At 43.7% G+C, this 25,058-nt stretch carries 22 protein-coding genes; 11 read left to right on the forward strand and 11 right to left on the reverse strand.

What is annotated here, in order from left to right; translation table 11 throughout:
• Positions 1–79: 79 nt before the first annotated feature.
• The 4 genes from PRIP_RS12475 to PRIP_RS12490 form a co-directional block, all read right to left on the reverse strand.
• Positions 80–1,537, reverse strand: a complete 1,458-nt coding sequence (locus tag PRIP_RS12475) for an ABC transporter substrate-binding protein (protein WP_036101443.1) — start codon at positions 1,535–1,537, stop codon at positions 80–82.
• 229 nt (positions 1,538–1,766) lie between these two features.
• On the reverse strand, positions 1,767–2,747 hold the full coding sequence (locus PRIP_RS12480; RefSeq protein WP_036101444.1) for a carbohydrate ABC transporter permease: 981 nt from the start codon (positions 2,745–2,747) through the stop codon (positions 1,767–1,769).
• Positions 2,748–2,764: 17 nt separating this feature from the next.
• Positions 2,765–3,646: an ABC transporter permease gene (locus PRIP_RS12485; protein ID WP_052008926.1), complete on the reverse strand. Its 882-nt coding sequence runs from the start codon at positions 3,644–3,646 to the stop codon at positions 2,765–2,767.
• A 254-nt stretch (positions 3,647–3,900) separates the two neighbouring features.
• Positions 3,901–4,629: a helix-turn-helix domain-containing protein gene (locus PRIP_RS12490; RefSeq protein WP_036101446.1), complete on the reverse strand. Its 729-nt coding sequence runs from the start codon at positions 4,627–4,629 to the stop codon at positions 3,901–3,903.
• 2 nt (positions 4,630–4,631) lie between these two features.
• On the opposite strand from PRIP_RS12490, the gene PRIP_RS12495 reads away from it, so the two are divergent.
• From PRIP_RS12495 to PRIP_RS12535, 10 genes are all read left to right on the forward strand, one after another.
• Complete coding sequence (locus PRIP_RS12495) at positions 4,632–5,201, forward strand: hypothetical protein (RefSeq protein WP_036101447.1); 570 nt, start codon at positions 4,632–4,634, stop codon at positions 5,199–5,201.
• Positions 5,202–5,760: 559 nt separating this feature from the next.
• The gene (locus tag PRIP_RS12500) at positions 5,761–6,873 is read left to right on the forward strand and encodes an MDR/zinc-dependent alcohol dehydrogenase-like family protein (RefSeq protein WP_036101448.1); all 1,113 of its coding nucleotides are present in this window, start codon (positions 5,761–5,763) and stop codon (positions 6,871–6,873) included.
• 18 nt (positions 6,874–6,891) lie between these two features.
• Positions 6,892–8,139 (forward strand): MFS transporter, encoded by a 1,248-nt coding sequence (locus PRIP_RS12505; RefSeq protein ID WP_036101449.1) that lies wholly within the window; start codon positions 6,892–6,894, stop codon positions 8,137–8,139.
• Positions 8,140–8,159: 20 nt separating this feature from the next.
• Positions 8,160–8,627 carry a ribose 5-phosphate isomerase B gene (gene rpiB, locus PRIP_RS12510; protein ID WP_036101450.1) on the forward strand — a complete coding sequence of 156 codons (468 nt, stop codon included), beginning with the start codon at positions 8,160–8,162 and terminating at the stop codon, positions 8,625–8,627.
• Positions 8,624–9,622 carry a dihydroxyacetone kinase subunit DhaK gene (locus tag PRIP_RS12515; RefSeq protein WP_036101451.1) on the forward strand — a complete coding sequence of 333 codons (999 nt, stop codon included), beginning with the start codon at positions 8,624–8,626 and terminating at the stop codon, positions 9,620–9,622. The genes rpiB and PRIP_RS12515 overlap by 4 nt, the downstream gene beginning before the upstream one ends.
• Before the next feature lie 15 nt (positions 9,623–9,637).
• Entirely contained in the window at positions 9,638–10,288 is a 651-nt protein-coding gene (dhaL, locus tag PRIP_RS12520; protein WP_036101452.1) for a dihydroxyacetone kinase subunit DhaL, read from the forward strand.
• 26 nt (positions 10,289–10,314) lie between these two features.
• The gene (locus PRIP_RS12525) at positions 10,315–11,070 is read left to right on the forward strand and encodes an SDR family oxidoreductase (RefSeq protein ID WP_036101453.1); all 756 of its coding nucleotides are present in this window, start codon (positions 10,315–10,317) and stop codon (positions 11,068–11,070) included.
• Between the two features lie 15 nt (positions 11,071–11,085).
• Positions 11,086–13,089, forward strand: coding sequence for a transketolase (gene tkt / locus PRIP_RS12530; RefSeq protein ID WP_036101454.1), 2,004 nt, complete (start codon positions 11,086–11,088; stop codon positions 13,087–13,089).
• Positions 13,090–13,253: 164 nt separating this feature from the next.
• A complete protein-coding gene (locus PRIP_RS17755; protein ID WP_241434173.1) occupies positions 13,254–13,469 on the forward strand; it encodes a DeoR family transcriptional regulator in 216 nt (71 codons plus the stop codon).
• A complete protein-coding gene (locus PRIP_RS12535) occupies positions 13,466–14,023 on the forward strand; it encodes a DeoR/GlpR family DNA-binding transcription regulator (protein WP_241434174.1) in 558 nt (185 codons plus the stop codon). Before PRIP_RS17755 ends, PRIP_RS12535 begins: the two co-directional genes overlap by 4 nt.
• Before the next feature lie 214 nt (positions 14,024–14,237).
• Here the strand turns inward: PRIP_RS12535 and PRIP_RS12540 are convergent, their stop codons facing one another.
• The 6 genes from PRIP_RS12540 to PRIP_RS12565 form a co-directional block, all read right to left on the reverse strand.
• Positions 14,238–14,675, reverse strand: a complete 438-nt coding sequence (locus PRIP_RS12540; protein ID WP_036101455.1) for a universal stress protein — start codon at positions 14,673–14,675, stop codon at positions 14,238–14,240.
• 124 nt (positions 14,676–14,799) lie between these two features.
• The gene (locus tag PRIP_RS12545) at positions 14,800–16,308 is read right to left on the reverse strand and encodes a response regulator transcription factor (protein WP_036101456.1); all 1,509 of its coding nucleotides are present in this window, start codon (positions 16,306–16,308) and stop codon (positions 14,800–14,802) included.
• Entirely contained in the window at positions 16,283–18,034 is a 1,752-nt protein-coding gene (locus PRIP_RS12550; protein WP_036101457.1) for a sensor histidine kinase, read from the reverse strand. The genes PRIP_RS12545 and PRIP_RS12550 overlap by 26 nt, the downstream gene beginning before the upstream one ends.
• 24 nt (positions 18,035–18,058) lie before the next feature.
• A complete protein-coding gene (locus tag PRIP_RS12555; RefSeq protein ID WP_036101458.1) occupies positions 18,059–18,706 on the reverse strand; it encodes a YesL family protein in 648 nt (215 codons plus the stop codon).
• 58 nt (positions 18,707–18,764) lie between these two features.
• A complete protein-coding gene (locus PRIP_RS12560) occupies positions 18,765–20,078 on the reverse strand; it encodes a glycoside hydrolase family 125 protein (RefSeq protein ID WP_036101459.1) in 1,314 nt (437 codons plus the stop codon).
• Positions 20,075–22,756 carry an alpha-mannosidase gene (locus PRIP_RS12565; protein WP_036101460.1) on the reverse strand — a complete coding sequence of 894 codons (2,682 nt, stop codon included), beginning with the start codon at positions 22,754–22,756 and terminating at the stop codon, positions 20,075–20,077. Before PRIP_RS12565 ends, PRIP_RS12560 begins: the two co-directional genes overlap by 4 nt.
• 240 nt (positions 22,757–22,996) lie before the next feature.
• On the opposite strand from PRIP_RS12565, the gene PRIP_RS16810 reads away from it, so the two are divergent.
• Positions 22,997–23,449 (forward strand): GNAT family N-acetyltransferase, encoded by a 453-nt coding sequence (locus PRIP_RS16810; protein ID WP_338151595.1) that lies wholly within the window; start codon positions 22,997–22,999, stop codon positions 23,447–23,449.
• Between the two features lie 227 nt (positions 23,450–23,676).
• Here PRIP_RS16810 and dnaB read toward each other — a convergent pair whose 3' ends face one another.
• Positions 23,677–25,038 (reverse strand): replicative DNA helicase, encoded by a 1,362-nt coding sequence (gene dnaB / locus PRIP_RS12575; protein WP_036101461.1) that lies wholly within the window; start codon positions 25,036–25,038, stop codon positions 23,677–23,679.
• Positions 25,039–25,058 lie beyond the last annotated feature (20 nt).

The raw sequence follows: 25,058 nt of genomic DNA on the forward strand, positions 1-25,058 counted from the left end.
GTCAACCTTTTATTTTAGGAATATAAAAAAAGCCATCTAAGTTCTATTACGGAACATTAAATGGCTCTGTCGTTCATTGTTATTTCTTTTCTTTCTTAAATGCATCATATTGCTTTTGCATTTCTTCCATGACGGCTTTCATTCCCGCGTCATTTAGTTTCTTTTTGAATTTCGGCATGTATGTGTCTGGGTCAACGGTTCCTGTTAGTAGCGCTGGACCAAATTCGTTACATACGTTAGTGATTGCCGCGATTTCTGTGCGGACTTTTTTAGCGTCAAAGTAGAAACCTAGGCCTGGTGATGGTTTGGATTCTGCGTTGAACTCTTCAAATTTCACCCATTTGTCCGCTGGTTCGTCTTCATACAATTTCAAAATAAAGTGGTTTCCAAGTGCATATGTTGGCATTGAGTAGTTTTCCACGCGTGCTGGCAAGTCTTCGATACGTCCGTCATCAAGTTCTTTGTAGTGCGTACCTTCAATTCCTTTGTCCACCAAATTACGCAAATATGGATCTGTATTTAATAGATTCAAGAATTCCACAGCTTCTTTCGGATGTTTCGAAGTGACAGACACCGCTTGAATCGCACCTGTTACGGAACTATTTTTAATAACCGGTGTTTTCATAATTGGTTGCGTAACAACTTTGTATTGACCATTCGTTTGCTTGTCCCAAATCGACTCTGCGTACGGTTGATATTTCTCAATACGCACAAACCAGTTTTCCTTTTCATAAGACCACGGGTCCGTAGACGTCGCAATGTCTTTACTTACATAACCATCTTGATAAAACGTGTGCAAGTCTTTCAAAATTTGCTTCGTTTCTGGTTGATCGTAGAAATTCACAATCTTTCCAGTGTCATCATATTCATTCACTGCAAATGGTAGCGGAACAGCCGAATCAATCAAATAATCAAACGGCGTTACTGGTTTAAAGTCCTTATTCCCACCAATCGGCGTTATATTCGGCTCTTTTTCCTTGATTACTTTCAAAAGTGGTCCAAGATCAGCTAGCGAATTGACTTTTGAAATATCCATTTTGTATTTATCTACAAGGTTCTTATTGAAAACATACACTTGTTGTTCGCCAATTTCCTTGTTTGAAGGAACGCCGTAGACTTTCCCGTCCATCGTCACGCCTTTCCAAAGCTCATTATTAAGCTCCGCCTTCATTTTCTTACCTTCTTTATTTAGATACTTCGAAATATCCATGAACGCGCCCTTTTGCGAGTAAGTTGCAAACTCTCCAGCCGCTGTGTAAGCGATATCAAAATTTTCCCCAGAATTAATCATCGTTTGCATTCTACTGCCATAGTCACCCCAGTCGATTTGCGTCATATCTACACCAAAGCCAAGCTTCTCTTGCGTATATTTATTCACTTCTTTCATAACCTTATCATGATCTTTCTGCGGCGTACCAATCATGTACCACTTCAACGTCACCGCATCATCTCCACTAGCCGACTTATCACTACCACAAGCTGCCATTACCAACAAAATCCCACTCAAAATCAACATCAGAAACATTTTCTTCTTCATCCAAAATCCTCCCTTTATTGGAGCCAGAAATCCCTCTAACTCCATTTTATCATCATCTTTCAAAAAACACACTGTCCCTAAATATCTGACTCATCCGCCGAATCTCAGCGAGCGGACAAGCGTTTAGCTGCTAGGCAAAGACGAGTACCGAAGCGGAGCGTACAAACGTACGTGAGCATCGGAACAGAGTCTTTAACGACACAGAGGAATGCTTGTCCGTTCGCTGAAACTATTCTTTGACGCCGCCGATGGTAAGCCCACTAATAAAATACTTTTGAAAAAATGGATACGTAATCGCGATTGGCAATGTCGAAATAACAACCATCGCCATTTTTGCACCGTCTTGCGGAATACCTTTAAAAGCACCCGAAGTGAATGCAATATCCGCATTTTGACGCATAAACTCTAAGTTATTCTCAATTTTCATCAATAAGGATTGTAGTGGAACTAGGTGTGGGTTATCGATGTAAAGTGACGCATTGAACCAGTCATTCCAGTAGCCCAGTGTACTAAACAAGGCGATTGTTGCAATACCTGGAAGTGATAATGGCAACACGATTTTTAATAGGATTCGCAATTCGCTGGCGCCTTCGATTCGTGCGGCTTCTAAGATTGGCTCCGGAATTGAGCGAATGAAGAAGGTTCGCATAATCATAATATAAAAGGCGTTCATTGCAAGTGGCAAAATCAGTGCCCAGATAGAATTTTTCAGTTGTAGTACTTGTGTCATGACGATGTATGCTGGAACCATCCCGCCGCTAAATAGCATCGTAAAAAATGCTAAAAATGTGAACTGCTTGCGATAGCGGAATTGTGGGCGTGAAATTGCGTATGAATATAGGGCAATCATCGCAACACTGAAGACTGTCCCAATAACCGTCACAGCAATCGTAATTCCGTAAGATTGAATTAGTTGCCCTTTCATGTTCCATAAGTACTTGTATGCCTCCGTACTCCACTCATTCGGAATCAGCCGAAAACCGTCTGTTGCTAGCGAATCTTGACTGCTGAATGAAATAACAATGATGTACAAGAATGGAAAAACACATAGTATGGCTAGAAAACCCAGTAAGATATTCATTGCGACGTTCATATTTGGACCGAAGTCGATAACATCTGGTTTTGCTTTTTTGCGTTTTCCGGGTTTTGGCAGGCGTAAGTCTCCATTGACCTGCTCTAATTGTTCGACTCGCTCGATTTGTTCTGCCAATTAACTCGCCTCCGTTTCTAAAATAGTGCGTATTCAGGATCGATTTTCTTCACGATATAATTTGTCAGCATAACAAGAATGAAACCGACAACAGACTGGTAAAGTCCGGCCGCAGCACTCATACTGATGTCTCCAAGTGAAGTCAAACCACGGTAAACGTATGTATCAATAACATCCGTCACTGGAAAAAGTGGCCCTGAATTTCGCGGAAGTTGATAAAACAAGCCGAAATCGGAGTTGAAAATTTTGCCGACATTCAAGATTGTTAAAATAATAATCAGTGGCGTCAAAGCTGGAATCGTGACATGGCGGATTTGTTGCCATTTACCTGCGCCATCAATCATTGCCGCTTCATAATAGTTCCGATCGATGCCTGCAATCGCCGCAAGGTACACGATACTGCCATAACCCATTCCCTTCCAAATATTCATAAAAATCAGGATAAAGGGCCAGTATTGTGGATCACTATACCACGCAATCGGGTCGCCACCAAAGGAGACAATTAGTGAATTAAGTAGTCCGCTATCCTCACTCAAGAAACTGTAAAGGAAGTAGCTGACAACAACCCAAGACAAGAAATACGGAAATAGCATACCGGTTTGATATACTTTTGCCATTCGCTTGTTCACGAGGCTGTTAAAGACAATCGCCAAAGCCACGCCTAGCAATAATCCCACAATAATAAAGACTAAATTGTAGAGCACGGTATTTCTTGTGATAATAAATGCATCATCTGTTCTAAATAAAAATTTGAAATTGTCCCATCCAACCCAATCACTGTTCATAAGGCTTGAAATGAAACCGTTTCCATCTACGCGGTAATCTTTAAACGCAATCACAGTCCCGAACATCGGTAAATAAGCAAAAATTAAAAACCAGATAACCCCCGGTAAAACCATGAATAGCCAAATTTTATTCGCGTAGAGCTGTTTGAAGAATTTCGTCAATTCGTGTCACCCCGCTTTTTTGTAAGTGTTTTCAACATAATAAGTGTACCTTTTTTCTGGCGGCTCGGGATAGTGGTGGAAATATAGATTTGTGGACAAAATTAGGAAAGGGATGCAAAGTGTGAGTTCTCCGTTGCGCATAGCAAAAAGGAATGCAAAATCGAAAGTTAGATTTTGCATTCCTAAAATCAAATGATAGAAAACAGTTACAAGCAGCTTTGCTTGGCAACCAAACAATTATTAAAAAAATAGAGATAGCTGTTGTTCTTGCAATATTCTATACCCATATCAAAAAAAATCATAGCTCTTTTTAAATCTCCATTTTGAATATAGAAATAGCCTATGTGATAGTATATTCTGGCATGAAACTTCTGCATATACCTTGTAGGTGTCTTCTCCAAAGTCATCACGCTATCCACTAAGTGTTTCTCGGCTTCGTCCTTTTTGTTCATCGCTAAATAACTCATACCTAAATCACTAAAGACAAATGCCTCAAGCTCATTGAATGATAAGATTCCCAATTTTTCTGTAGCAATTAAATCCAATCCATACTCCAAATAAATTACTGCCTTTTCATAATCCTGCGTTGTTTTATATAAGCACAATCCTTTCAGATAATTGTACATTATTCTATTGATTGCATATTGATTTTCATCAACGAGTGTATGTAAGTCATTATATTTTTCATTTTGATATAGATAATAGATTTTATCAGTAACCGTAATCGTCCTTGAAATGGAAGAAGCAAATAAATCATCTATTGAAATACCTAATTTTACGCATAATTCATTTAATACTATAGCATTAGGAACATCCAAACCTTTTTCAAATCGACTAACTAAGCTCTGTGAACAAATTCCACTAGCCAATTCGCTTTGCGTATATCCACGTACTTTTCTTACTAATCTAAAGTTAGCAGCAATTTTAGTCTGCATAAATGGCACCTCAAAAAATGCAAAAAAGCATTATAGTAATTTGTATATTGCATGATATATTCGGTAGGACATTAGAAGAAAAGGAGAGCATTTTATGTTTAAAAAAATTTATTATTGGTTTGCTAGTCTCAACAGCAGTATTTGGTTTCACACTATCGCCGGCAGTAGGTAAGATAATCCAGAGTTCTAATAAAGTTCATGCAGCTAACTGGGATAAAAGAAAAACAGTCACTACAAAACTATCTGCTAGTGATATCAAAAAGAAAATTAAAAATGCATCATTAACCGAAGCCGTAACAGGGCCTTTTGCCGCAATGGCATCAGCAGGACTTGGAAGCATGGCTAAATCAGTATTTGGTAAAGTTGGAGTTGCTGGAGTTGTCAGTACTACAGCGACTATAATGAATCAAGCTGCTAAAGCAGAAAAAGCTAAACTTCAAGGTTATTTAGATAAAATAAAAAAAGGGAAAGCAAAAGGAATGAAAATTACGCAAGTATATGCATACGGCTATATGAATGGCAGTGGAAATACATGGGTAGCCTATGGTAGACCTACATTCGCTTTATATTAAATTCAAAGAAAAGAAACAGCTAAACTATCTGATTTAGCTGTTTTTCTGTTTGAACTTATTAAAGATAAACTCCCCAGCCGTAAACCCAATAAATGAGCAAATCAGTGTAATGAAAGTAAAACTCCAAAAGTGAGTTATATTGTTAAAGAGAGCGTTTATGACTACTATAAAAATCGTCAAAATTAATGAACTCAAAATATTTTTCAGCATGATTCCTCTCCTTCTACGATAATAATTAAAATAATGATAGCATACTATTTGTATTTATTCAACATTTAATCAACAAAAAGGATTTTTTAAATGCTCAAAAAGGAACTAAAATAATATATTACACAAAAAGAGTATAAAAATCACGCTTAAATATATCTCATCATCCCCGTTCTTTCCTCCTTTATATCCCTTTCAAAAATATCAAATCAGGTTTTTTATTATCCATTTCCCACTCAATCGATAAATAACGAAAACAAACGAAAACAAATGATTGACAAAGCCAGAAAATAAAAATATAATGGGGAAGTAATCAAGAAAGCGCTTTATCAAAATAAAAGGAGATGTTCTTATGTGTCAAAAGAGTAAAGACAATGTGGTGTTAGGCAAAGATATCCCTCAAAAAATGAAAGCTATTGTCGCTTATGCCCCTGGAGATTATCGTTTGGAGGAAGTTGCTGTTCCTGAGATTGGGCCTCACGAGATTTTAGTGAAGGTGGAATCGTGCGGCATTTGTGCGGGAGATTTGAAGGCTTTTGATGGGGCTCCTAGTTTTTGGGGTGACGAGAAGCAACCTGCTTACATAAAGGCGCCGATGATTCCGGGCCATGAGTTTATTGGACACGTCGTTGGTTATGGGGACCAAGTGACGGAGTTTGAGCTCGGAAATCGTGTTATTTCGGAACAGATTGTACCGTGTTGGGATTGTCGTTTTTGTAAGCGCGGTCAGTATTGGATGTGTGAGAAGCATGATTTATATGGCTTCCAGAAAAATGTAAACGGTGGCATGGCGGAATATATGAAATTTACCAAAGAAGCGATAAATTATTTAGTTCCAGAAGATTTGCCGATTGAGAAAGCGATTTTGATTGAACCTTATGCCTGTTCGTTCCATGCGGTGCAACGTGCAAATATCCAATTAGGTGATGTGGTCGTGCTTGCTGGGGCTGGGACGCTTGGTTTAGGAATGATTGGTGCGATTAAAAAGTCTGGTCCTCAGAAGTTGATTGTTCTTGATTTGTTTGACGACCGTTTGGAACTTGCCAAGAAATTTGGTGCTGATATGGTGCTAAACCCTGCGAAAGACGATGTTGTCACGATTATTAAGGATTTGACGGATGGCTATGGTTGCGATATTTATATTGAAGCCACTGGGGCGCAAAAATCGGTCGAACAAGGATTGACGCTGATTCGTAAGCTGGGGACTTTTGTGGAATTTTCAGTGTTTAAGGAGCCTGTGACGGTGGATTGGAGTATTATTAGTGACCGGAAGGAGCTCGATGTTCTAGGCTCACACCTAGGGCCATATTGTTATCCGCTCGTGATTGAAGGCATTCAAAATGGAGACCTACCAACAGAAGGTGTTGTTACGCATACCTTGCCGCTTGAAGATTTTAAGCATGGTTTTGATTTAGTAAGAAGTGGTGCAGATTCGCTAAAAGTCGTATTAAATCCAAACTTGTAATCGAAAGGAGATCATGAGATGAAAAGCTTAACGAACAGAATCGGTTTGCCTCCAAAATTAATGATGGGTTATGCGGGACTTGTTGTCTTTATGATGGGCGAAGGCTTAGAACAAGGCTGGTTATCGCCATTCTTAATCAGCGGTGGACTTTCTATTCAACAGTCTGCTTTATTATTTAGTGTTTATGGTATTGCTGCGGCACTTGCGGCTTGGTTTTCTGGTGTTCTATCGGAAATTTTCGGAGCGCAGCGAGTGATGACGGCTGGTGTCATCGTATTTATTATTGGTTCGGTCTTCTTTATTTCGGTCGGGCTTCCAAGCCATAATTTATATGTAATGTTACCGACTTATGCTCTTCGCGGCTTCGGTTATCCATTGTTTGCTTATTCGTTCCTCGTTTGGGTAGCTTATGAAGCGCCTACAGAAAAACTAGGATCAGCAGTCGGAATTTTCTGGTTTTGTTATAGTGGCGGACTCAATGTTTTGGGTGCGTTGTACTCAAGTATTGCGCTACCGTATTTAGGTGAAATGCTGACATTGTGGAGCGCGCTAATCTTCGTTGTTGTCGGCGCAACGATTGCCATCTTTTTGAATCGCGAAAAAGTAGCGAAAAAGGCTACGGGTGAAAGACCAAGTTTAGGCTATTTATTGAAAGGAATTACGATTGCTTTTGAGAAGCCAAAAATCGGTATGGGTGGTATTGTTCGGACGATCAATACGTCGGCGGCTTATGGTTTCACGGTGTTTATGCCGCTGTTCTTTATGGAAATTGGCTTTACTCGTGGGGAGTGGTTGCAAATCTATGCTTGCCTTTGGTCGGTGAATATTATTTTCAACTTATTGTTTGGTGTTATTAGCGATCGGCTCGGTTGGCGAAATACGGTAATGTGGTTTGGCGGAATGGGTTGCGCGACGTTTACGGTTCTGTTTTATTATGTACCACTTTGGTCTGGCGCGAACTTCTTGCTAACGATGCTAATCGCGGGTTGCTTTGGTGCTTGTTTGGCGGCTTATGTGCCACTTTCGGCAATTATGCCAACTCTTGCTCCTGAAAATAAGGGTGCCGCGATGTCGATTTTGAATTTAGGCGCGGGACTGAGCACATTTTTAGGCCCTGCTGTTGTTGGTATTTTTATTGGAAGTCTTGGTACGGTTGGTGTCATTTGGGTGTTCGCGGGGCTTTACGTTTTTAGTGCCTTTTTGATGAAATTTGTGACTTTGCCGAAAAATCACGATGTTGTTGTACCGGCTAGCACGATGGAATAAATATATTGGAGTGTTGGAAAATGAGAATTGGAATTGGTTCGGATCATAATGCGTTTGAAATGAAGGAGGCGTTGCGACGGTATATCGAGCAGTCGGATAATGAGGTAATTGATTTCGGCTGCTTCTCAAAGAGTGAGATAGATTATCCGGATATCGCATTTCAGGTTGGGACGGCGATTCAAAATGGTGAGGTGGAACGCGGCATCTTAGTTTGTGGGACGGGTATTGGGATGTCCATCGCGGCGAATAAGGTGCCGGGCATTCGCTCGGCGCAGTGTCATGATGTGTATTCTGCGGAGCGCGCCCAACTTAGCAATGATGCGCAAATTATAACGCTAGGTTCGAAGGTCATTGGACTAGAATTAGCTAAAAAAATCGTAGACGCATACCTTGGTGTGCAGTTTGTAGGCGGTCAATCGAAACGGAAAATTGATCAGATTACGAATCAGGAACTGGCATATTTGAAGATGGGAAGTGTGGAACAATGAAGAAACTAATCAATAACGCAGATTATGTGGTAGAGGAAATGATTGACGGCTATGTGAAGGCATTTCCACAATATGTGAAACAACTGGAAAATCCTCGCGCGTTGGTGCGTTCGACGCTGGATGCTGACAAAGTTGGTGTTTTGATTGGTGGTGGTTCGGGACATGAGCCGGCTTTCATGGGTTATGTTGGCGCGGGAATGGCGGACGGTGTTGCGGTCGGGAATATTTTCGCATCGCCACCTCCTGGACCGATTGTTGCTGTGACGGAAGCCATTGATCAAGGAAAAGGTGTGATTTATGTTTACGGGAACTATGCTGGCGATATTATGAACTTCGGGATGGCTGCGGAAATAGCTGATTTGGAGCATGATATTGAGGTGGCTTCGGTTATCGTGACGGATGATGTTGCTTCGGCTCCTAGTCATGAGAAGGAGAAACGGCGCGGCATCGCGGGTGAGTTTTTCGTGACGAAAGTGGCGAGTGTTGCTTCTGCGTTGGGTCATGATTTAGCAGATGTGAGGCGGCTTGCCAATCATGCGAATGATGTGACGCGGACGATGGGCGTAGGCTTGTCACCTTGTTCGTTACCGCAAACTGGGAAGCCAAGTTTTACGCTTGCTGAGGATGAAATGGAAATTGGCTTGGGTCATCACGGCGAGCCTGGTATTAAAAAAGGCAAATTAGAGACGGCTGATAAAGTGGTGGATCATCTTGTTACGGCAATTTTAGAAGATATGCCAATCGAAACGGATGAAGAAGTCGCTGTGCTAGTCAATGGTTTGGGGTCAACAACGCGAATGGAACTGCTCATTATGTTCCGACGTGTAGAGGAGATTTTAACAGAACGTGGTATTCGCATTTATCGATCATTTATTGGTGATTACAGCACTTCGCTTGAGATGGGCGGAAGTTCTGTGACGCTAATAAAATTGGATGCAGAGCTTAAGCAATGTATTGACTACCCTGCTGATTGCCCAATGTATGTTCAAAAATAAGGAGGCGTGATAAGGATGTATTATCCGGCAAATTTTCGCGATTTTTTAAACAAAGTAACAGAAACGATGGAACAGGAAAAAGAGTACTTGTGCGAACTCGATCGAAAATTAGGTGATGGCGACCATGGCGTGACAATGTCAATTGGTTGGCAAGCCATTAAAGCAGAACTGGCGAAACAAGAAGCCATTGAGACACTCGATTGCTCGAAATTAGCAATCCTAGCTGGCAAAACCTTTTTGGAAGCAGTCGGTTCTTCGGTAGGTCCGCTTTACGCGACAGGATTTTTACGAGGAGCAAAAGCAATTAAAGGGAAAGACGTGCTTAGCGACGCCGATTTAACGGCTTTTTGGCTGGCATTTATGAGCGGTGTAAAAGAACGCGGCCAAGCAGAAGTTGGCGATAAAACGATGATTGACACGTTGGAACCCGCACGAATCGCCTTAGAAGAATCCTTTGCAGCGTCTGGTAATTTTGAAGAAGCCTTTCGCGTGGCGGTTAGTGCAGCAGAAACGGGCATGATTTCGACCATTGATTTGCTATCCAAACGCGGACGTTCCAGCAGGCTCGGCGATCGTTCTCTTGGTAATCAAGACCCTGGCGCAACGTCTGCGTACCTAATTTTGACGAATTTTCTCGTGAGTTTACCTGAAAGCGTATTAGATTAAAAATTAAAGCAAGGAGTGATTAAATTATGTTCGATAAAAATTTTGCATTAACTGATAAAGTCGCTATCGTAACTGGTGGTGCAAGCGGGATTGGACGGGCTATCGTAGAACTTTTTTTAGATAAAGGCGCAAAAGTCGTGCTCGTTGATATTAAACCAGACGTAGCTGAAATCGCGGAACAAATCGGAAAATCGCGTGCCTTAGGTATCCAAGCTGACATTACCAAAAAAGAAAATGTGGAACGCGTCATCGCAACAGTTGTCGAGCAATTTGGTAGCATCGATATTGTTGTGAACTCGGCCGGCATCGCCCTTTTAGAAAAAGCAGAAGACCTTCCTGAATCTTATTGGGACAAAACAATGGAGCTGAATCTCAAGGCATCATTCCTTGTCGCACAAGTGGCTGGAAATGCGATGATACAACAAGGACGCGGCGGGAAAATCGTCAACATTGCTTCCCAAGCTTCCATCGTAGCACTGGATAAACACGTGGCTTACTGTGCTAGTAAAGCAGCGATTGTCTCGATGACGCAAGTTTTGGCAATGGAATGGGCGCCTCATAAAATCAATGTCAATGCCATCTCCCCCACTGTCATCCTAACCGAGCTGGGCAAAAAAGCATGGGCCGGAGAAGTCGGCGAAGCAATGAAAAAGCAGATTCCAATTGGTCGTTTCGGCTATCCAGAAGAAGTCGCGGCATCCGCACTATTCCTTGCAAGCGATGCCGCTAATTTAATAACCGGTGAGAATCTAGTGATCGACGGCGGTTACACGATTCAGTAGAAAAGGAGGATGCACATGTCGTTAATGAATCAACAAATGATAAAAACAATCCGCGTATTATCAATGGATATGGTCGAACAGGCTAACTCTGGACATCCAGGCCTTCCGATGGGCGCGGCACCAATGGCTTTTTGTCTTTGGAAAAATCATTTAAAATTTAATCCGGCACATCCGAGCTGGTTCAACCGAGACCGCTTCATACTTTCTGCGGGTCATGGCTCTGCACTGCTTTATAGTTTGCTTCATATTTTCGGCTATGATGTTAGTAAAGAAGACCTGCGCAACTTTCGACAAAAAGACAGCGCGACGCCAGGCCATCCAGAATTCGGCCACACGCCCGGCGTTGACGCTACAACCGGTCCACTAGGCCAAGGTATTGCAATGGGCGTTGGAATGGCGATGTCCGAGGCGCATCTTGCCGCAATGTTCAACAAAGCGTCCCACGCAGTAATTGACCACCACACATTTGTCTTATGCGGCGATGGTTGTTTGATGGAAGGCATTTCTTATGAAGCATGTTCCCTTGCAGGCCATTTAAAACTCGGTAAACTCATCGTTCTTTACGACTCCAATGATATTTCTTTGGACGGCGATCTTACGCAAAGCTTTTCCGAAGATATTGATTTGCGGTTTCGCTCGGCGGGTTGGCAAACATTGCACGTCCCTGATGGAAACGATGTCGAGGCGATTGACAGCGCCATTTGTCTCGCAAAAGCAGAAACGACAAAACCGACCTTGATTGAAATAAAAACCGTGATTGGCGATGGAAGTCCGAGCAAAGCAGGCACAGCCGCAGCACATGGCGCACCACTGGGCAAAGAAGAAATCACTCAAATCAAGAAAAATTATGGCTGGGAACTAGAACCCTTCGAAATACCAAAAACAGTAAGCTATCAGAAAGACTACTATTTATCTAAAGGAAATCATCACGAATCGAAGTGGCTCCAAGCCTTCAACAAATATCGAAACGACTACCCAGAAGAAGCAGAAAAATTGCAACGCCTCATCGATAATCAAGAAACGGCAGATCAAGCACTCGTTTTACCAACCTATACGACAAAGGATGCACCGATAGCAACAAGAGACGTTTCAAGTACCGTTTTAAACGCTCTCGCGCCACAGCTACCAAGTTTATTTGGCGGTTCAGCAGATCTATCATCTTCTAACAAAACAATGATTAAAGACAGCGACGATTTCCTCGCTAACCATTACGAAGGCAAAAATATTTGGTTTGGCGTGCGCGAATTTGCGATGGGTGGCATTTTGAACGGAATGGCATTGCACGGTGGAATAAAGCCTTATGGCGCGACTTTTTTCGTATTCTCCGATTACTTAAGGAGCGCGATTCGTTCGGCAGCTCTCATGAACCTTCCAGTAACATACGTGATGACACACGATTCTATTATGGTTGGAGAAGATGGCCCGACACATGAACCAATCGAACATTTAGCTTCCTTCCGAGCCATGCCAAACCTTGTCGTTCTAAGACCCGCGGATGCAAATGAAACCGTCGCTAGCTATAAATACGCGCTAACACAACAAGAAAACCCAGTTATGCTCGTGCTTAGCCGTCAAGCGTTGCCGAATCTACCGACCACAGATATGAAAGCTAGCATAGAAGTTGAAAAAGGCGCTTATATATTAGCTGAATCGCCAACAAGTACGACAGATATTCTCCTAATCGCAACTGGCTCCGAAGTTTCCTTAGCGATGGAAGTTCGCGAATATTTGGCGACAGAGCAAATCGGTGCTCGCGTTGTCAGTATGCCAAGTTGGGAACTATTTGAACGTCAATCCGCAGACTACCATGAGACCGTTCTTCCAAGCGAAATAACACACCGAGTAGCGATTGAGATGGCCTCTTCTCAAGGCTGGCACAAATATGTTGGTAACAAAGGCAAGATTATCGCCATCGATACCTTTGGAAAATCCGGTTCTGGCGCAGAAATTGCCGAAGATTTTGGCTTCTCCGCTACAAAAATAGCCAATCAAATTTTGGCAACACTACAAAAAAATTAAATAACGAGAGTCTAAGTATAGCGCATGCTGACTTGGGCTCTCTTCTACTTTCCAGGTACTACAATTATGGCTAGGCATGTGTTAAAATAAAAGTGTGATTTATTGAAAGTAAATAGAAGAAAACGATGAATTACACTATTATATGAAAGTGTAGGTGAAAATCCATGTTCGCAAATCAACGTCGAAATGAGATTCTTCATATGATTCAAGAACAAAAGACCGTATCCGTTCAGGAGCTAAGCGAGAAATTAAGTGTCTCCGCAGCCACTGTCCGCACAGATTTAAATGCCATGGAAAAACAAGAATTACTCATACGAACACACGGTGGTGCTATGATGAAAGAAAAAGAAGACATCGACAAAAAAATACGCCATTCGTGAAAAAAAAACATCGCTCCGAGAAGCAACGTATTGCAGCTGTAGCTTTTGAATATATTGAAGATGGGCAATGCATCATACTCGATGCTAGCACAACCTGCTTTGAACTCGCGAAGTTCATTAAAGAATCAACAAAGCGTCTAACGATTGTGACAAGCGGCTTAACAACAGCTACAATGCTAAAAGAAAATCCAAATTTAACTGTGATTATTATTGGAGGCATTGTTCGCAGTGGCTCTAACTCTATTGAAGGTTTGATTGGTCATGAATTATTGAAGAAAGTAAACGTAGACACCTTATTCACATCCGCTTATGCACTCAACGCCTCTGATGGCCTGACTGATTTTAGTTTATACGAAGTCGAACTCAAGCGCGAAATGGTAGCAGCCGCTCATAAAACCATCGCACTTATCGATAGTAGCAAACTCGGCAAAAGTTCCATTGCCACATTTGCTAAAATAGACGATATCCATCGACTCATAACAGACCAATCACTATCACCAGAATTAACAGCGTCTTTCCGAGCCGCCAAAGTTCCCGTGGAAGTGGCGAACTAATCGCAGTAAGGTCTGAATCAGCGTCTTTCTTCCCGGCTCTGATTCAGTTCTCACGGATTAACCATAGAAAAAAAGCTTATACATCATGTTTAGCACATGAAATATAAGCTTACTAAATAAATGCTGATGGGAAATCCCATTCACGGCATCTAACGTATACAACTTTGTTTTTTCAAGCATTCTATTTTCAAAAGTCTCACAGTGTTTTTTGTCCTTACTTCACCACTAATACGTTACACGGTGCATGATTGACTACATAAGCTGTGGTTGAGCCAATAAGCGATCGTTCCAACGCACCTCTTCCTGTTGCACCGATTACGATTAAGTCCACATCGTTATCCTTTGCATAGCTGACAATACTTCTTTTTGCGTCGCCGTGTACTGCTTCGTTTTGATAACTAACATCGGAGCCAAGCCCTGCAGTCATTTCTTCTAGTCGTTTTTCTGCCAAAGCTTTGTACACGTCGTCCATTTCTGGATGCACATTCAGCGATAAATATAACTCTTCATTGTTAGGCATTATTTCAACAATCACGGTCAAAAAGATAAACTCAACTGGTTCTAACGTTCCCAATCTCAGCGCCTCTTGGAACGCATCATTGGACTGTTCGGAGCCATCGAAGGCCACTAAAATTCGTTTTTTATTTGCCATATCATTTCACTCACTCTCATCATTTATACATTACTTGAAATTCCATTTTTAGATGATGCATTCTTTTACAGTTTACTCTTTATTATAGTCTTATGCTTTCTACTTGGCAAATAACAACTGCGCTTTACTGCACGGTCTCTTTTTTGCGGAAGCCGTTTGGAGTGTAGCCTGTATATTTCTTGAATTGGCGGTAAAAATAAGCCATGTCTGTGTAACCTGATTCTTCGGCGATAGCTGTGACGGGTTGTTTGGTACCCATTAGGATCTCTTTGGCGTGGTTGACGCGGAATTGGTTTAGGTAGTCTGTGAAATGAACGCCGACTTCTTTTTGGAAAAGTTGACCGAGGTAGACGGCGTTAATGTGGAATTTTGCGCCGAGTGTTTTTAAGGACATGCCTTCTGTGAAATTTTCAGCGACGTAGGTTAGAATTTTTTGGATAATTGGACTTTTGCTATTGTCGTCTTCCTGTTTACGGTCGAAAAATGGATGAATAAGCTCTAGCATTGTGTTTTTTAGTTCGCACGGGGTGATAGCACTGTCTAGCCTTCGAATCACGGTGAGTAGTTGTTCTGGGTCGGATTCGGACATCATGAGGGCGACTTCGCTTAGGACGCGGATGACTTGATGTGGATCGCTTTCGTATAAATGAAGCTCCCATTCCGCAAAAAAGGCATCGAGCCAAGCCAATGTTTCCTCTTTCTCTCGCAAAACAAGGGCGCGAGCTAGCTGATGCTGACTAAAATTCGGGCGCCATCTGTGAGGCAGAATTTTGTCTGCGGAAATAAGCGTGCCAGGTGAAGAAACAAGCCGCTCTTGCAAAAGTTGCTCCAATTGACGAAAAGCTTTCGGGAAATAAGCCGTCCCAGTTCCGACTTCGCTCATCAAAAAGAAGCATTGCTCCGAGCCAACCATCGCGCCTATCTCATCGTACACCTTAGCGATCTGCGTCGCGATTCCCGTCTCGTCCTCTGCCATCAAGCCAATAAGCAGTTCCTCCTCAGGATTTAGCAACATAAATGGATATTCCGCACGCAAATACGATTGCAATTTTCGCCAACCGTCCGCCGTCCAATCACGCCGTCCATACATCGGCTGAATCCAAATCAGCGCCGTCATCTGGTCTTGCGCAAGTGGCATCTTGTACAGCGCCATCCGCTCCTTCCAGTCCTCCGTCCCAATTCGGTTGTTCAACCAACGCCACAGCGCATTGTCCCTCAAAATATAATATGCCTCATCATCTCCCGTTGCCTGAAAATCAGCCTCCACTTTCTCCTTGATTTGCGTAATCGTCTCTAATAATTCCGTCTCATTCAGCGGCTTCAACAAATAATTCTCAATCCCAATCGCAAGCCCCCGTTTCACATACTCAAACTCTTGGAATCCCGACAAAACAATGAATTTCGTCGTGTCCTGCTCCTTCTTCCAAGCCTCAATCAACTGCAAACCGTCCATTTTCGGCATCTTAATATCCGTAATCACTAAATCACACGGCTGCGTCGCAAAATGCGTCAAGGCTTCCATCCCATTTTTCGCCGTCCCGATAATTTCAATCTCCTCATCAAATTCCCGAATCACGGCCTGCAATCCTTGAACAATCAACGGCTCATCATCTACTAAAAGCATTTTCAACATAGTTTTTCCTCCCATCAGATGTGTACGGAACGCGCAGAACGACTTCCGTGCCTTGGTTTTGAATACTCGTTATTTCTAAACCGTACTGCTCCCCAAAATAAAGCTGAATCCGGCGGTGAATGTTCACGAGTCCAATCCGACCTTGCTGCTCGCCTCCCAAATCCGCCTTAATCTGCATCATTTTTTGCTCCGTAATCCCCTTGCCATCGTCGCGCATTCTCACTTCCAATACATCCCCAACTCGCTTGGCGCTAAACGTCAGGCTCGTGCGCCGGTCATCATGTCGCGCATATTTGAAGAAATTCTCCACGAGAGGCTGCAATGTAAATTTCAAAAACGGGTGTTCCAATAACGGCTCATCCACCTCTAAGAAAAAGGGGACCTCTTGCTGGTAGCGCAGTTCCATGAATTGCAAATATTGACGAACATAGCCCACTTCATCGGCTAGCGTCACCATTTCAATATTGTCCGCCGTGTAGCGAAGCAATGTCGATAAGTGATAAATCATGTTACTCGTTACTTTGGCACCCTCCAGCCTCGCGTTCATCCGAATAGCTTCTAGCGAATTATATAAAAAATGCGGTTCGACTTGGCCTTGTAACGCCTTCAATTGGGCTTTTTGCTCCTCGATTTCAAGCGTGTACACTTGTTTAATATAATCATTCAAACTGTCCCCCATCTTATTAAAACTTTGACTGATTAGCGTCAATTCGTCTTCACGTTCATCGACGGGAAGCTTCGCGTCAAGCCCGCCTTTTTCCATTTGATCCATGCCGTCAACGATAACTTGAATGCGGTTGGAGTAACGACGGCTAATGAAGAAATTGATGGCGATGGAAATGAGAACAAGACCTACACCGATGCCAAACAAGGTCCACTGCAGAACGGGAATGCCGCCGATTTGGCTTTCGGGAACAATGACTTGGCCGAATGCGCCTGACTCTTGTGGTTCTGCGGTTTCTAGGTAGCCGCTTCCAGAACGGTAGCCCTTTTCTTGATCGGCATTTGTGATGTCAGGCAAGAGGTGATTACTGTATAGACGCTCATCGCTACTATTCATGATGGCGAACGTTGATGCTTGTTTTGCTTTTGGAATGAGATTAGCGAGAAAGCTTTCATCGGTATACATCAGTACGGTTCCAAGCGGTTGTAGCGTACTTGGGTCATTAACCACTTGCTTAAATACAATGCTTGCATCCAGACGGAAAATGTTTTCTTTACGCGAAACGGCTTGTAGTAATTTTTGCTCGCCGTATTTTTCAAAGAGGGGTTGCCATTTGCTGTAGTTGGTCGGGAACGTGTAGGTAAATTCTTTGTCCGCGGACACGAGCTGTACGGCAATAACATCATCGTCATATGTAAAATAGGAACGTAGAAAACTCTGTAAATCAACGCTGTAAAAACCTTGTTTTGCGTAGTAGTTGTCGATGTTTTTCTGGATGTAGTCCGCGTAATCGTGTGTCATCGCGATTTGGACGTCGTTCATGAGGTCACTGTTTTTGTAAATTTCTTGCGTCATGCCAACGAGCGCCTGTTCTTTTCGATCTACGGCAATGACTTGCGACTCTGAAACCGCTTTCGTTTCTTGCAACACCGCGTCGACTTTAATGTTCGTATAGTATTTAGATATGAAAAACAGCAATAATCCAACGGTGAAAAGTGATGTTAGAGAAAATACGAGAAGCATTCGTTGGAAAATTCGCCGTTTTCGTTTGTTAGCACTCAAATTGTATACACCCCCCAGTCCTTATTATGCCACACTTTCTGCTGATTGGGCTGCCATTTTAGCTTGCATTTTTTGAAAGCGAATAAGGTTGACTTTCATAACCCAATAAGCTGGCAGAACACCGGAAATAAAGAGGACAAGTGCTGGTACTTGAGCAATGAGGTAAACAGCGACGCCAAATCCTGCAATCAGTAGCAATGATGTTTTCCAACTAGTAAACGCGAGTAGGAATGACTGCATGAGATAACCTCGCAATGGGTAAATAAAGTGCGCATAGACGGAAAAATAGTTCACAAGCGCAAGCAATGTCATCGCGAATAGGAAAAACAAAAAGAAGTACAGCAAACTTGAAGCTAAACCATTCATCGTCGCAAAAACAATGCGTAAATCAACGTAGAGAAAACCGAGAATCCCCGCAAAACAAAGTCCTGCAATGTTCGTTTCGAGGAAGGCTTTTTTATAGGCTTTCCAAGCTGTCGGCCAAATCGCGATATCGATATCTTTTTGCGACCACTTGCGCGTAACGGTAAACAGTGCGGCAGTGGCTGGCATGAAACCGAAAATACCAAGACCGATGATGATGAGAAACATCCAAACCAAGTTCGCCCAAACAAAACGGATGAGCCATTGGCTGGCAACGAAAAACTTATCTATTTTTTCAACTTTATTCATTGTATCCCAACTCCTACAACGAAAGAGCGAGCCTGATTTGGCGCACTCTTCGTGATTATTATTTGTTATTTTTGGCTAGCGGCGAACCTTTGACATAGATTCCGCACAAACTGAGGACAAATTCGCTGAACATCGCGTTTGACCAAGCGAACCATTCGCGTGTGTATTCGTGATGGTTGCTCGCGTTAACACCTTCATGCATGAATCCTGTATCGCCATCCGTTTCGATAAGCATTTCTAAAATGGCTAGTTTTTCGGAAATACTTGTCGCAGTCATCCCTTGTACACTAAGCGCGATTGGCCATACGTAATGGTCTGGCGTGTGCGGGCTGCCGATCCCTGTTAGTTGCGTACCTTCTACGTAAAACGGATTTTCTCGACTCAAAATGAAACGGCGTGTTGCGATGTATTCTGGATCATTGAAAGCACCATAGCCAAGGTATGGCGCTGCTAGTAGACTCGGAACGTTCGCGTCGTCCATGAAGTTTTTGCGTCCTGTACCATCGACTTCGTAGGCGTAGATATCCCCGTAATATGGATGCTCTTGAATGGCGAATTCTTGGATGCCCAGCTCGATTTCATTTTTTAATTTTATGATTCGGGTGGCGAGTTCTTGGCCTTTCCAGCAGGCTGCATTGATTTCTTCGAGGTAGCCAAGAGCCACAACCGCGAACATGTTGCTCGGCACTAAATAGCCGTAAAGGCAGGCGTCATCACTCGGGCGAAAACCGCTCCACGTCATGCCTGTGTACGCAACTTCTGTGCCTCTGCCATCGCGATTTAGCGTATCCGATTGGCGAACGTCGACACGCTCAAAAGAATACGGCGAATCCGTCTCGTGGCGCTGTTCCGTCTCCCAAACATCCAGAATAGTAGCCGTAGCTCTGCGGAAATCAGCGTCAAAATGCGCCGTACTGCCCGTGCTTTGCCATAACAAGTAACCTAATTGAATAGGATAACAAAGCGAATCAATCTCGTATTTACGTTCCCAAACATGCGGTGACATCTCCGTTTTATCTTCTTGAAAACCTTTGCCGTTCGCTTCCTGGTTAAACGCATTCGCATATGGGTCCAGTTGGATGAAACGCATTTGCTGCTTCACAAGCCCTGCAATCACTTCCGCCATTTCTGGATCACTTTCTGCCACCATCAAATACGGTCTGATTTGGCTCGTTGAATCGCGTAGCCACATAGCAGGAATATCTCCCGTAATGACAAAAGGCAAACCTTCCTTTGTTTCTGTCAACGTTGTCGCATACGTATTTAAAAAGCATTTTTGAAACATTTCCTGTAATTTTGGATACTCTGGAAATGTTTTTGCTACCGTATCAATCATTTTTTGAAAGCTTTTCGGCACATTTTTAGTCGTCATTTCTCGTCCTCTTTTCTCCACGTGATAATTTCACTCGGCGCCACATCCCAACGTTTTGCCGATTCGGTCTCTACTTTTTCTTCTAAAATTGTCGTTTTGCACATGTTTTGCAGTAATTCGAGCTCCTGCACGCTTTCTGCTACATTATAAAAACGTAAAATTTCCGCATCTTGGCTCGTCGCCCGTTTCCAGCTTGAGAAAATAAGGCCTGGTGCATCTTGCCACATCGCGAACTCTTCTCGATTGGAAAGTCCCCCATCATGTTGCGAATCCGCCTGTACCGCGAACGGTTCCATTTGGTACTCATACGCCCATTTAGCGGCTTCCGTCCGAAGTTCCTCTTCCTTATAGGGCATCACATAAAAATGCGCTACCTGCTCGCCAAGTGACTGTGCTTCAGGAGCTGGGAAGTTGCCCCAATCGCCAATCTCCGAATTCGCGCGAAGCAATGTCAGACGGATTTCCGAACCATCCGCGTTAACCTCATACTCCGGCAAACCGTGGTTCACTACCATCAGGCCCCCAAGTGCCACAAAAGCTTGCTGACGCTGGTCATTGCTTGGATTTTGCCATTCCTCACTCACCTGATTTGGACGTTCCACAATTTCAAAAACACTATCTGCAAAATGCGTTTCGCGCTTCGTCCCAGTAGGGAAAATCGCGCGCAGACGATGATCTTCTATCTGATTTTCCATACGAACATCCACTTGTAGCGCACGCCCTGTTTTTTCTAGCGTCAGTGAAGTTCGAATCACAAACTCGCGCAACGTTTCCGAACGCGGCGACACACGTCCTGGATGCCAAACAACGCGTGCCTTCTCATCCGCAAAACTCGCCTTATCCGACGATTCTGGCAACATCATCACATGCGTAATCTCCACCGTTTTGCGCACCGCAGAATCCTCCGTCACCACACAATTAGCCGTCAGATTCTCCGTCGTAACCCGCAGGCCATCCCCAGTTTCCTTAAACATGTACTCGTTACCAATATCGCCTTGGTCCATGTAACCACCAAGTCCAGCAAAAGTACGCCCAGTTTCCTTACAAGTCACCGCATAACTACCATTCTCCGCAATGTCCACCTGCAAAAACTGATTTTCCAAATGCTTCGCGTCACTTTCAAGACTTACTAGCTTTTTTTCAGCCACAGGCGTCGCAAAATACGTCGCAAATCCCATCTTTGGCAACCTTTCCGCAACAAACGTCACACGATAACGCCTTGCAAAATAAGGCTTCCGAAACGCTCGATCTGGCAACTCATAATCAAACTGCATCCCAAGCTCCGTCACACTCGCATCCACCAAATTCCCGTCCGCATCCCGAACTTCCAAGGTCACGCTCGGCAACCCGTCCAAATACGCCGGAATCTCCTCAAACGGCATCTCCGCAAAATACGTCCGATCCAGCTCCACGTCCACCGTCACAACCCGCGATGCCTCATAACCCGACGTGTGGAACACCACAATCGGCACAGCCTCCCCATCCAATTTTGCCGTCGTTGTATCCACCTGTCGCACAATCCGCGTCACACTGTCCGCAAGCATCGCACGCGCCGCCTGCTCCGCCCTCATGAACCGCGTCTCCATCTCCCGATGCACCACGTCCAAACTACAGCCCGTAATACTATCATGAATCTGATTTTCCATCAGCATTTTCCATGTAAATTTCAAATACTCCTCCGGATACGCCGTCCCGACCCGCGATGCCATCACCGCAATTGGCTCCACTTGCTTCTCAAGCAACTGCTGCACACGCTGGTTCGCCTGCTTCAAGTACATCCGAGAAGACGCCGTATTAACCAACGTCGACCAGCCATCCGTCCGCTGATTCGTCAGTTCCCCCTCAATTACCTGCAAATCACCACTCGGCACCAACTCCTGTAACGCCGTCACATACTCCGCAAAATGACTATGCTTAAACGCCACGTCCGGATACAATTCCCGCGCCACATCCAGCGCCTCTGGCAAGTCCACCTGCACCGGCTGATGATCGCAGCCATTCATAAACAACAAAGCCCCCGTCGATGCATAACTCTCCGCATCCCCAAGCTTCTTGTCCCAGAACGCCTTCGCACTCTCCACATCCGTTGGAATCTCGTTCCCATTCGAATACCAATTCGCTAGCAGAACACCCAAAACCCGCGTCCCGTCCGGCGCCTGCCAATACATCTCAGAAAACGGCGATGTATAATCACTCTCAAAAACCTGATTATTAAATCCAGTCGGCTTCACACCACGACCAAAAATCACCGCGTCCATCCCGGCCTGCTTCACAAGTTGTGGCGCCTGACCATAAATCCCAAACGTATCTGGGAAATAGCCAATTTTCTCAACCGCTCCATATTTCAGCGCATCCTGATTCCCATAAATCAAATTTCGCACATTCGCCTCACTGCTCGTCAAAAAAGCATCCTGCAACATATACCAAGGACCAACCCGCAACTTCCCATCACGAACCAGTCGCTCCATCCGCTCCCGTTCTTCAGGCTTCACAAGCAAATAATCATCTAACATAATTGTCTGCCCATCCATATGAAAATACTCAAAGCCACTCTTATTCTCCAACAAATCCGCTACCTCATCCACCAATGTCACAAGCCGATATCGCAAAGACTCCAATGGCAAGAACCACTCCCGATCCCAGTGTGAATGTGAAATTATGTACGCCGTTTTCTTCATTTCTACCCCAACCCCGCATATACTCAATTTTTGTATTCGTTTTCATTTTCAGTATATCGGGCTATTTTTCGAAAATCAATGACCTGCGTCCATTTACTATGATAAGTCTACATTTATAAATTTTGTCTACCCCAAACCCGCTCACTTCCTAAATCCAGCCAAATATGCTACTATAATTCAAAAAAGGAGAACCACCATGCAAATCAAAACCGCAAAAAACAAAAAAAAGACAGCGCAGACATCTCTACACTTGCCCATAAAATTTGGCACGAACACTATCCGACCATCATCACGACCGAACAAATCGATTACATGCTCGCCAAATTCCAATCACCCGAAGCCATCGAAGCCGACATCGCAAGCGGCACCATCTATTTAATGGCTTACCAAGAAGACAACTTCGTCGGCTACACCGCATTTTACCAACAAGAAGATGAACTCTTCCTCAGCAAGCTTTACATAGACCCATCACACCACCGCCAAGGCATCGGCAAAACCCTATTCGCCCGCGTCACAGCCCATGCCAAAGCACAAAACCTACCTACCATCCGCCTCTACGTCAACAAATACAACAGCAACTCCATCGAAGCCTACAAAAAAATGGGCTTCACCGTAGAGAAAGCCCTAATCACCGACGTCGGCAACAACTTTATTATGGATGACTACACGATGACCTACAACACAACAAAATAACCACTCCAAGCTTGCGAGCAATTCTGTCGCAGGCTTTTTTCAAACTTGGCGAGACAGAACACAAAAAGAACCTCGTAACCCCAGAAAGATCGGTTCCTGTTATTGCATGTCCATTTAATATTAAAATAAAGCCAAGGACAATCACAATTTATAAAAATTTAAACAAAACAATAAAAACAGCAACATAGTGGCTATCTAGCCCTCCATATTGCTGTTCTAATCTTTCTCTAAGCTCCCGACGGAACTTGCATATCGTCATACCTGACTTCTAGGTTAACGAATTTATTATACTCTTTCACGAACGCCAGCTGGACTGTTCCAACTGGGCCATTCCGTTGTTTGGCAATAATAATTTCGATTGTGCCGTCATTTTCACTTTCGTGGTCGTAGTAATCATCGCGGTATAAGAAAGCAACGATATCCGCATCTTGCTCGATAGAACCTGATTCACGAATATCCGACATCATTGGCCGCTTATCTTGGCGTGATTCTACGCTACGAGATAGCTGTGACAGCGCGATGACCGGGATTTTCAATTCGCGCGCTAATGCTTTTAGGGAACGTGAAATTTCCGATACTTCTTGTTGGCGGTTTTCGCCGCCGCGGCCACTTCCTGCGATGAGCTGTAAATAGTCAATTACAATCATGCCGAGTCCTGCTTCTTGCTGCAAACGACGACATTTCGAACGAATTTCATTGACGCGCACGCCTGGTGAGTCATCAATGTAAATGCCTGAATTCGATAAAGTTCCCATCGCGATAGTAAGTTTTTGCCAATCGTCAGCAGTTAAGGAACCGGTACGCAGATTTTGCGCATTGATATTGCCTTCTGCACAGAGCATCCGCATAACCAACTGTTCGGCGCCCATTTCGAGACTGAAAATCGCGACGTTCTCATCTGTTTTTGTGGCAACATTTTGCGCGATATTAAGTGCGAAGGCAGTTTTACCCACGGAAGGACGAGCGGCTACGATAATTAAATCGTTACGTTGAAAACCTGCCGTCATATGATCGAGTGCGCTAAATCCACTCGGAATCCCCGTAATATCACCTTTTCGATTATGCAAAATTTCAATGTCATCGTACGTTTTCACGAGAACATCTTTAATGTTTTTAAAAGCCCCGACGTTTTTGCGTGAGGATACTTCGAGGATATTCTTCTCGGCTTCATCCATCAACAGTTCAACTTCATCTTCACGGGTATAGCTGTCTGTTGCAATCTGTGTCGCCGTGCGAATCAAGCGGCGTAGTAATGCTTTGTCTTCTACGATATGGGCATAATATTCCAAGTTGGCTGCAGTTGGTACCGCGCCTGATAGCTCCGTCAAATATGGTAACCCACCAACGTCCTCAATCTTGCCGGTAGAGGCTAACGCTTCATAGATTGTTACGACATCGACCGCTTTGCCTTGGTCACTTAATTCCAACATCGCTTCAAAAATAAGCTGATGCGCCTGACGATAAAAGTCATCGGGCATTAATATTTCAGAGGCCGTAATCAGCGCTTCTGGTTGCAGAAAAACCGCACCTAAAACGGCTTGTTCCGCCTCGACATTTTGAGGTGGCGTGCGATCTTGTATGTTATCCACTCACTTGGCCTCCTTCCAAT

The organism is Paenilisteria riparia FSL S10-1204, assembly GCF_000525995.1.
Classification (GTDB): domain Bacteria; phylum Bacillota; class Bacilli; order Lactobacillales; family Listeriaceae; genus Listeria_A; species Listeria_A riparia.

Excerpts from the sequence above, each read along its gene's own strand:
- PRIP_RS12475 (WP_036101443.1), bottom strand. The coding sequence starts at position 1,537 with ATGAAGAAGAAAATGTTTCTGATGTTGATTTTGAGTGGGATTTTGTTG.
- PRIP_RS12485 (WP_052008926.1), bottom strand. The coding sequence starts at position 3,646 with ATGGTTTTACCGGGGGTTATCTGGTTTTTAATTTTTGCTTATTTACCG.
- PRIP_RS12490 (WP_036101446.1), bottom strand. The coding sequence starts at position 4,629 with ATGCAGACTAAAATTGCTGCTAACTTTAGATTAGTAAGAAAAGTACGT.
- PRIP_RS12495 (WP_036101447.1), top strand. The coding sequence starts at position 4,632 with ATGGCACCTCAAAAAATGCAAAAAAGCATTATAGTAATTTGTATATTG.
- PRIP_RS12500 (WP_036101448.1), top strand. The coding sequence starts at position 5,761 with ATGTGTCAAAAGAGTAAAGACAATGTGGTGTTAGGCAAAGATATCCCT.
- PRIP_RS12505 (WP_036101449.1), top strand. The coding sequence starts at position 6,892 with ATGAAAAGCTTAACGAACAGAATCGGTTTGCCTCCAAAATTAATGATG.
- rpiB (WP_036101450.1), top strand. The coding sequence starts at position 8,160 with ATGAGAATTGGAATTGGTTCGGATCATAATGCGTTTGAAATGAAGGAG.
- PRIP_RS12515 (WP_036101451.1), top strand. The coding sequence starts at position 8,624 with ATGAAGAAACTAATCAATAACGCAGATTATGTGGTAGAGGAAATGATT.
- dhaL (WP_036101452.1), top strand. The coding sequence starts at position 9,638 with ATGTATTATCCGGCAAATTTTCGCGATTTTTTAAACAAAGTAACAGAA.
- PRIP_RS12525 (WP_036101453.1), top strand. The coding sequence starts at position 10,315 with ATGTTCGATAAAAATTTTGCATTAACTGATAAAGTCGCTATCGTAACT.
- tkt (WP_036101454.1), top strand. The coding sequence starts at position 11,086 with ATGTCGTTAATGAATCAACAAATGATAAAAACAATCCGCGTATTATCA.
- PRIP_RS17755 (WP_241434173.1), top strand. The coding sequence starts at position 13,254 with ATGTTCGCAAATCAACGTCGAAATGAGATTCTTCATATGATTCAAGAA.
- PRIP_RS12540 (WP_036101455.1), bottom strand. The coding sequence starts at position 14,675 with ATGGCAAATAAAAAACGAATTTTAGTGGCCTTCGATGGCTCCGAACAG.
- PRIP_RS12545 (WP_036101456.1), bottom strand. The coding sequence starts at position 16,308 with ATGTTGAAAATGCTTTTAGTAGATGATGAGCCGTTGATTGTTCAAGGA.
- PRIP_RS12555 (WP_036101458.1), bottom strand. The coding sequence starts at position 18,706 with ATGAATAAAGTTGAAAAAATAGATAAGTTTTTCGTTGCCAGCCAATGG.
- PRIP_RS12560 (WP_036101459.1), bottom strand. The coding sequence starts at position 20,078 with ATGACGACTAAAAATGTGCCGAAAAGCTTTCAAAAAATGATTGATACG.
- PRIP_RS12565 (WP_036101460.1), bottom strand. The coding sequence starts at position 22,756 with ATGAAGAAAACGGCGTACATAATTTCACATTCACACTGGGATCGGGAG.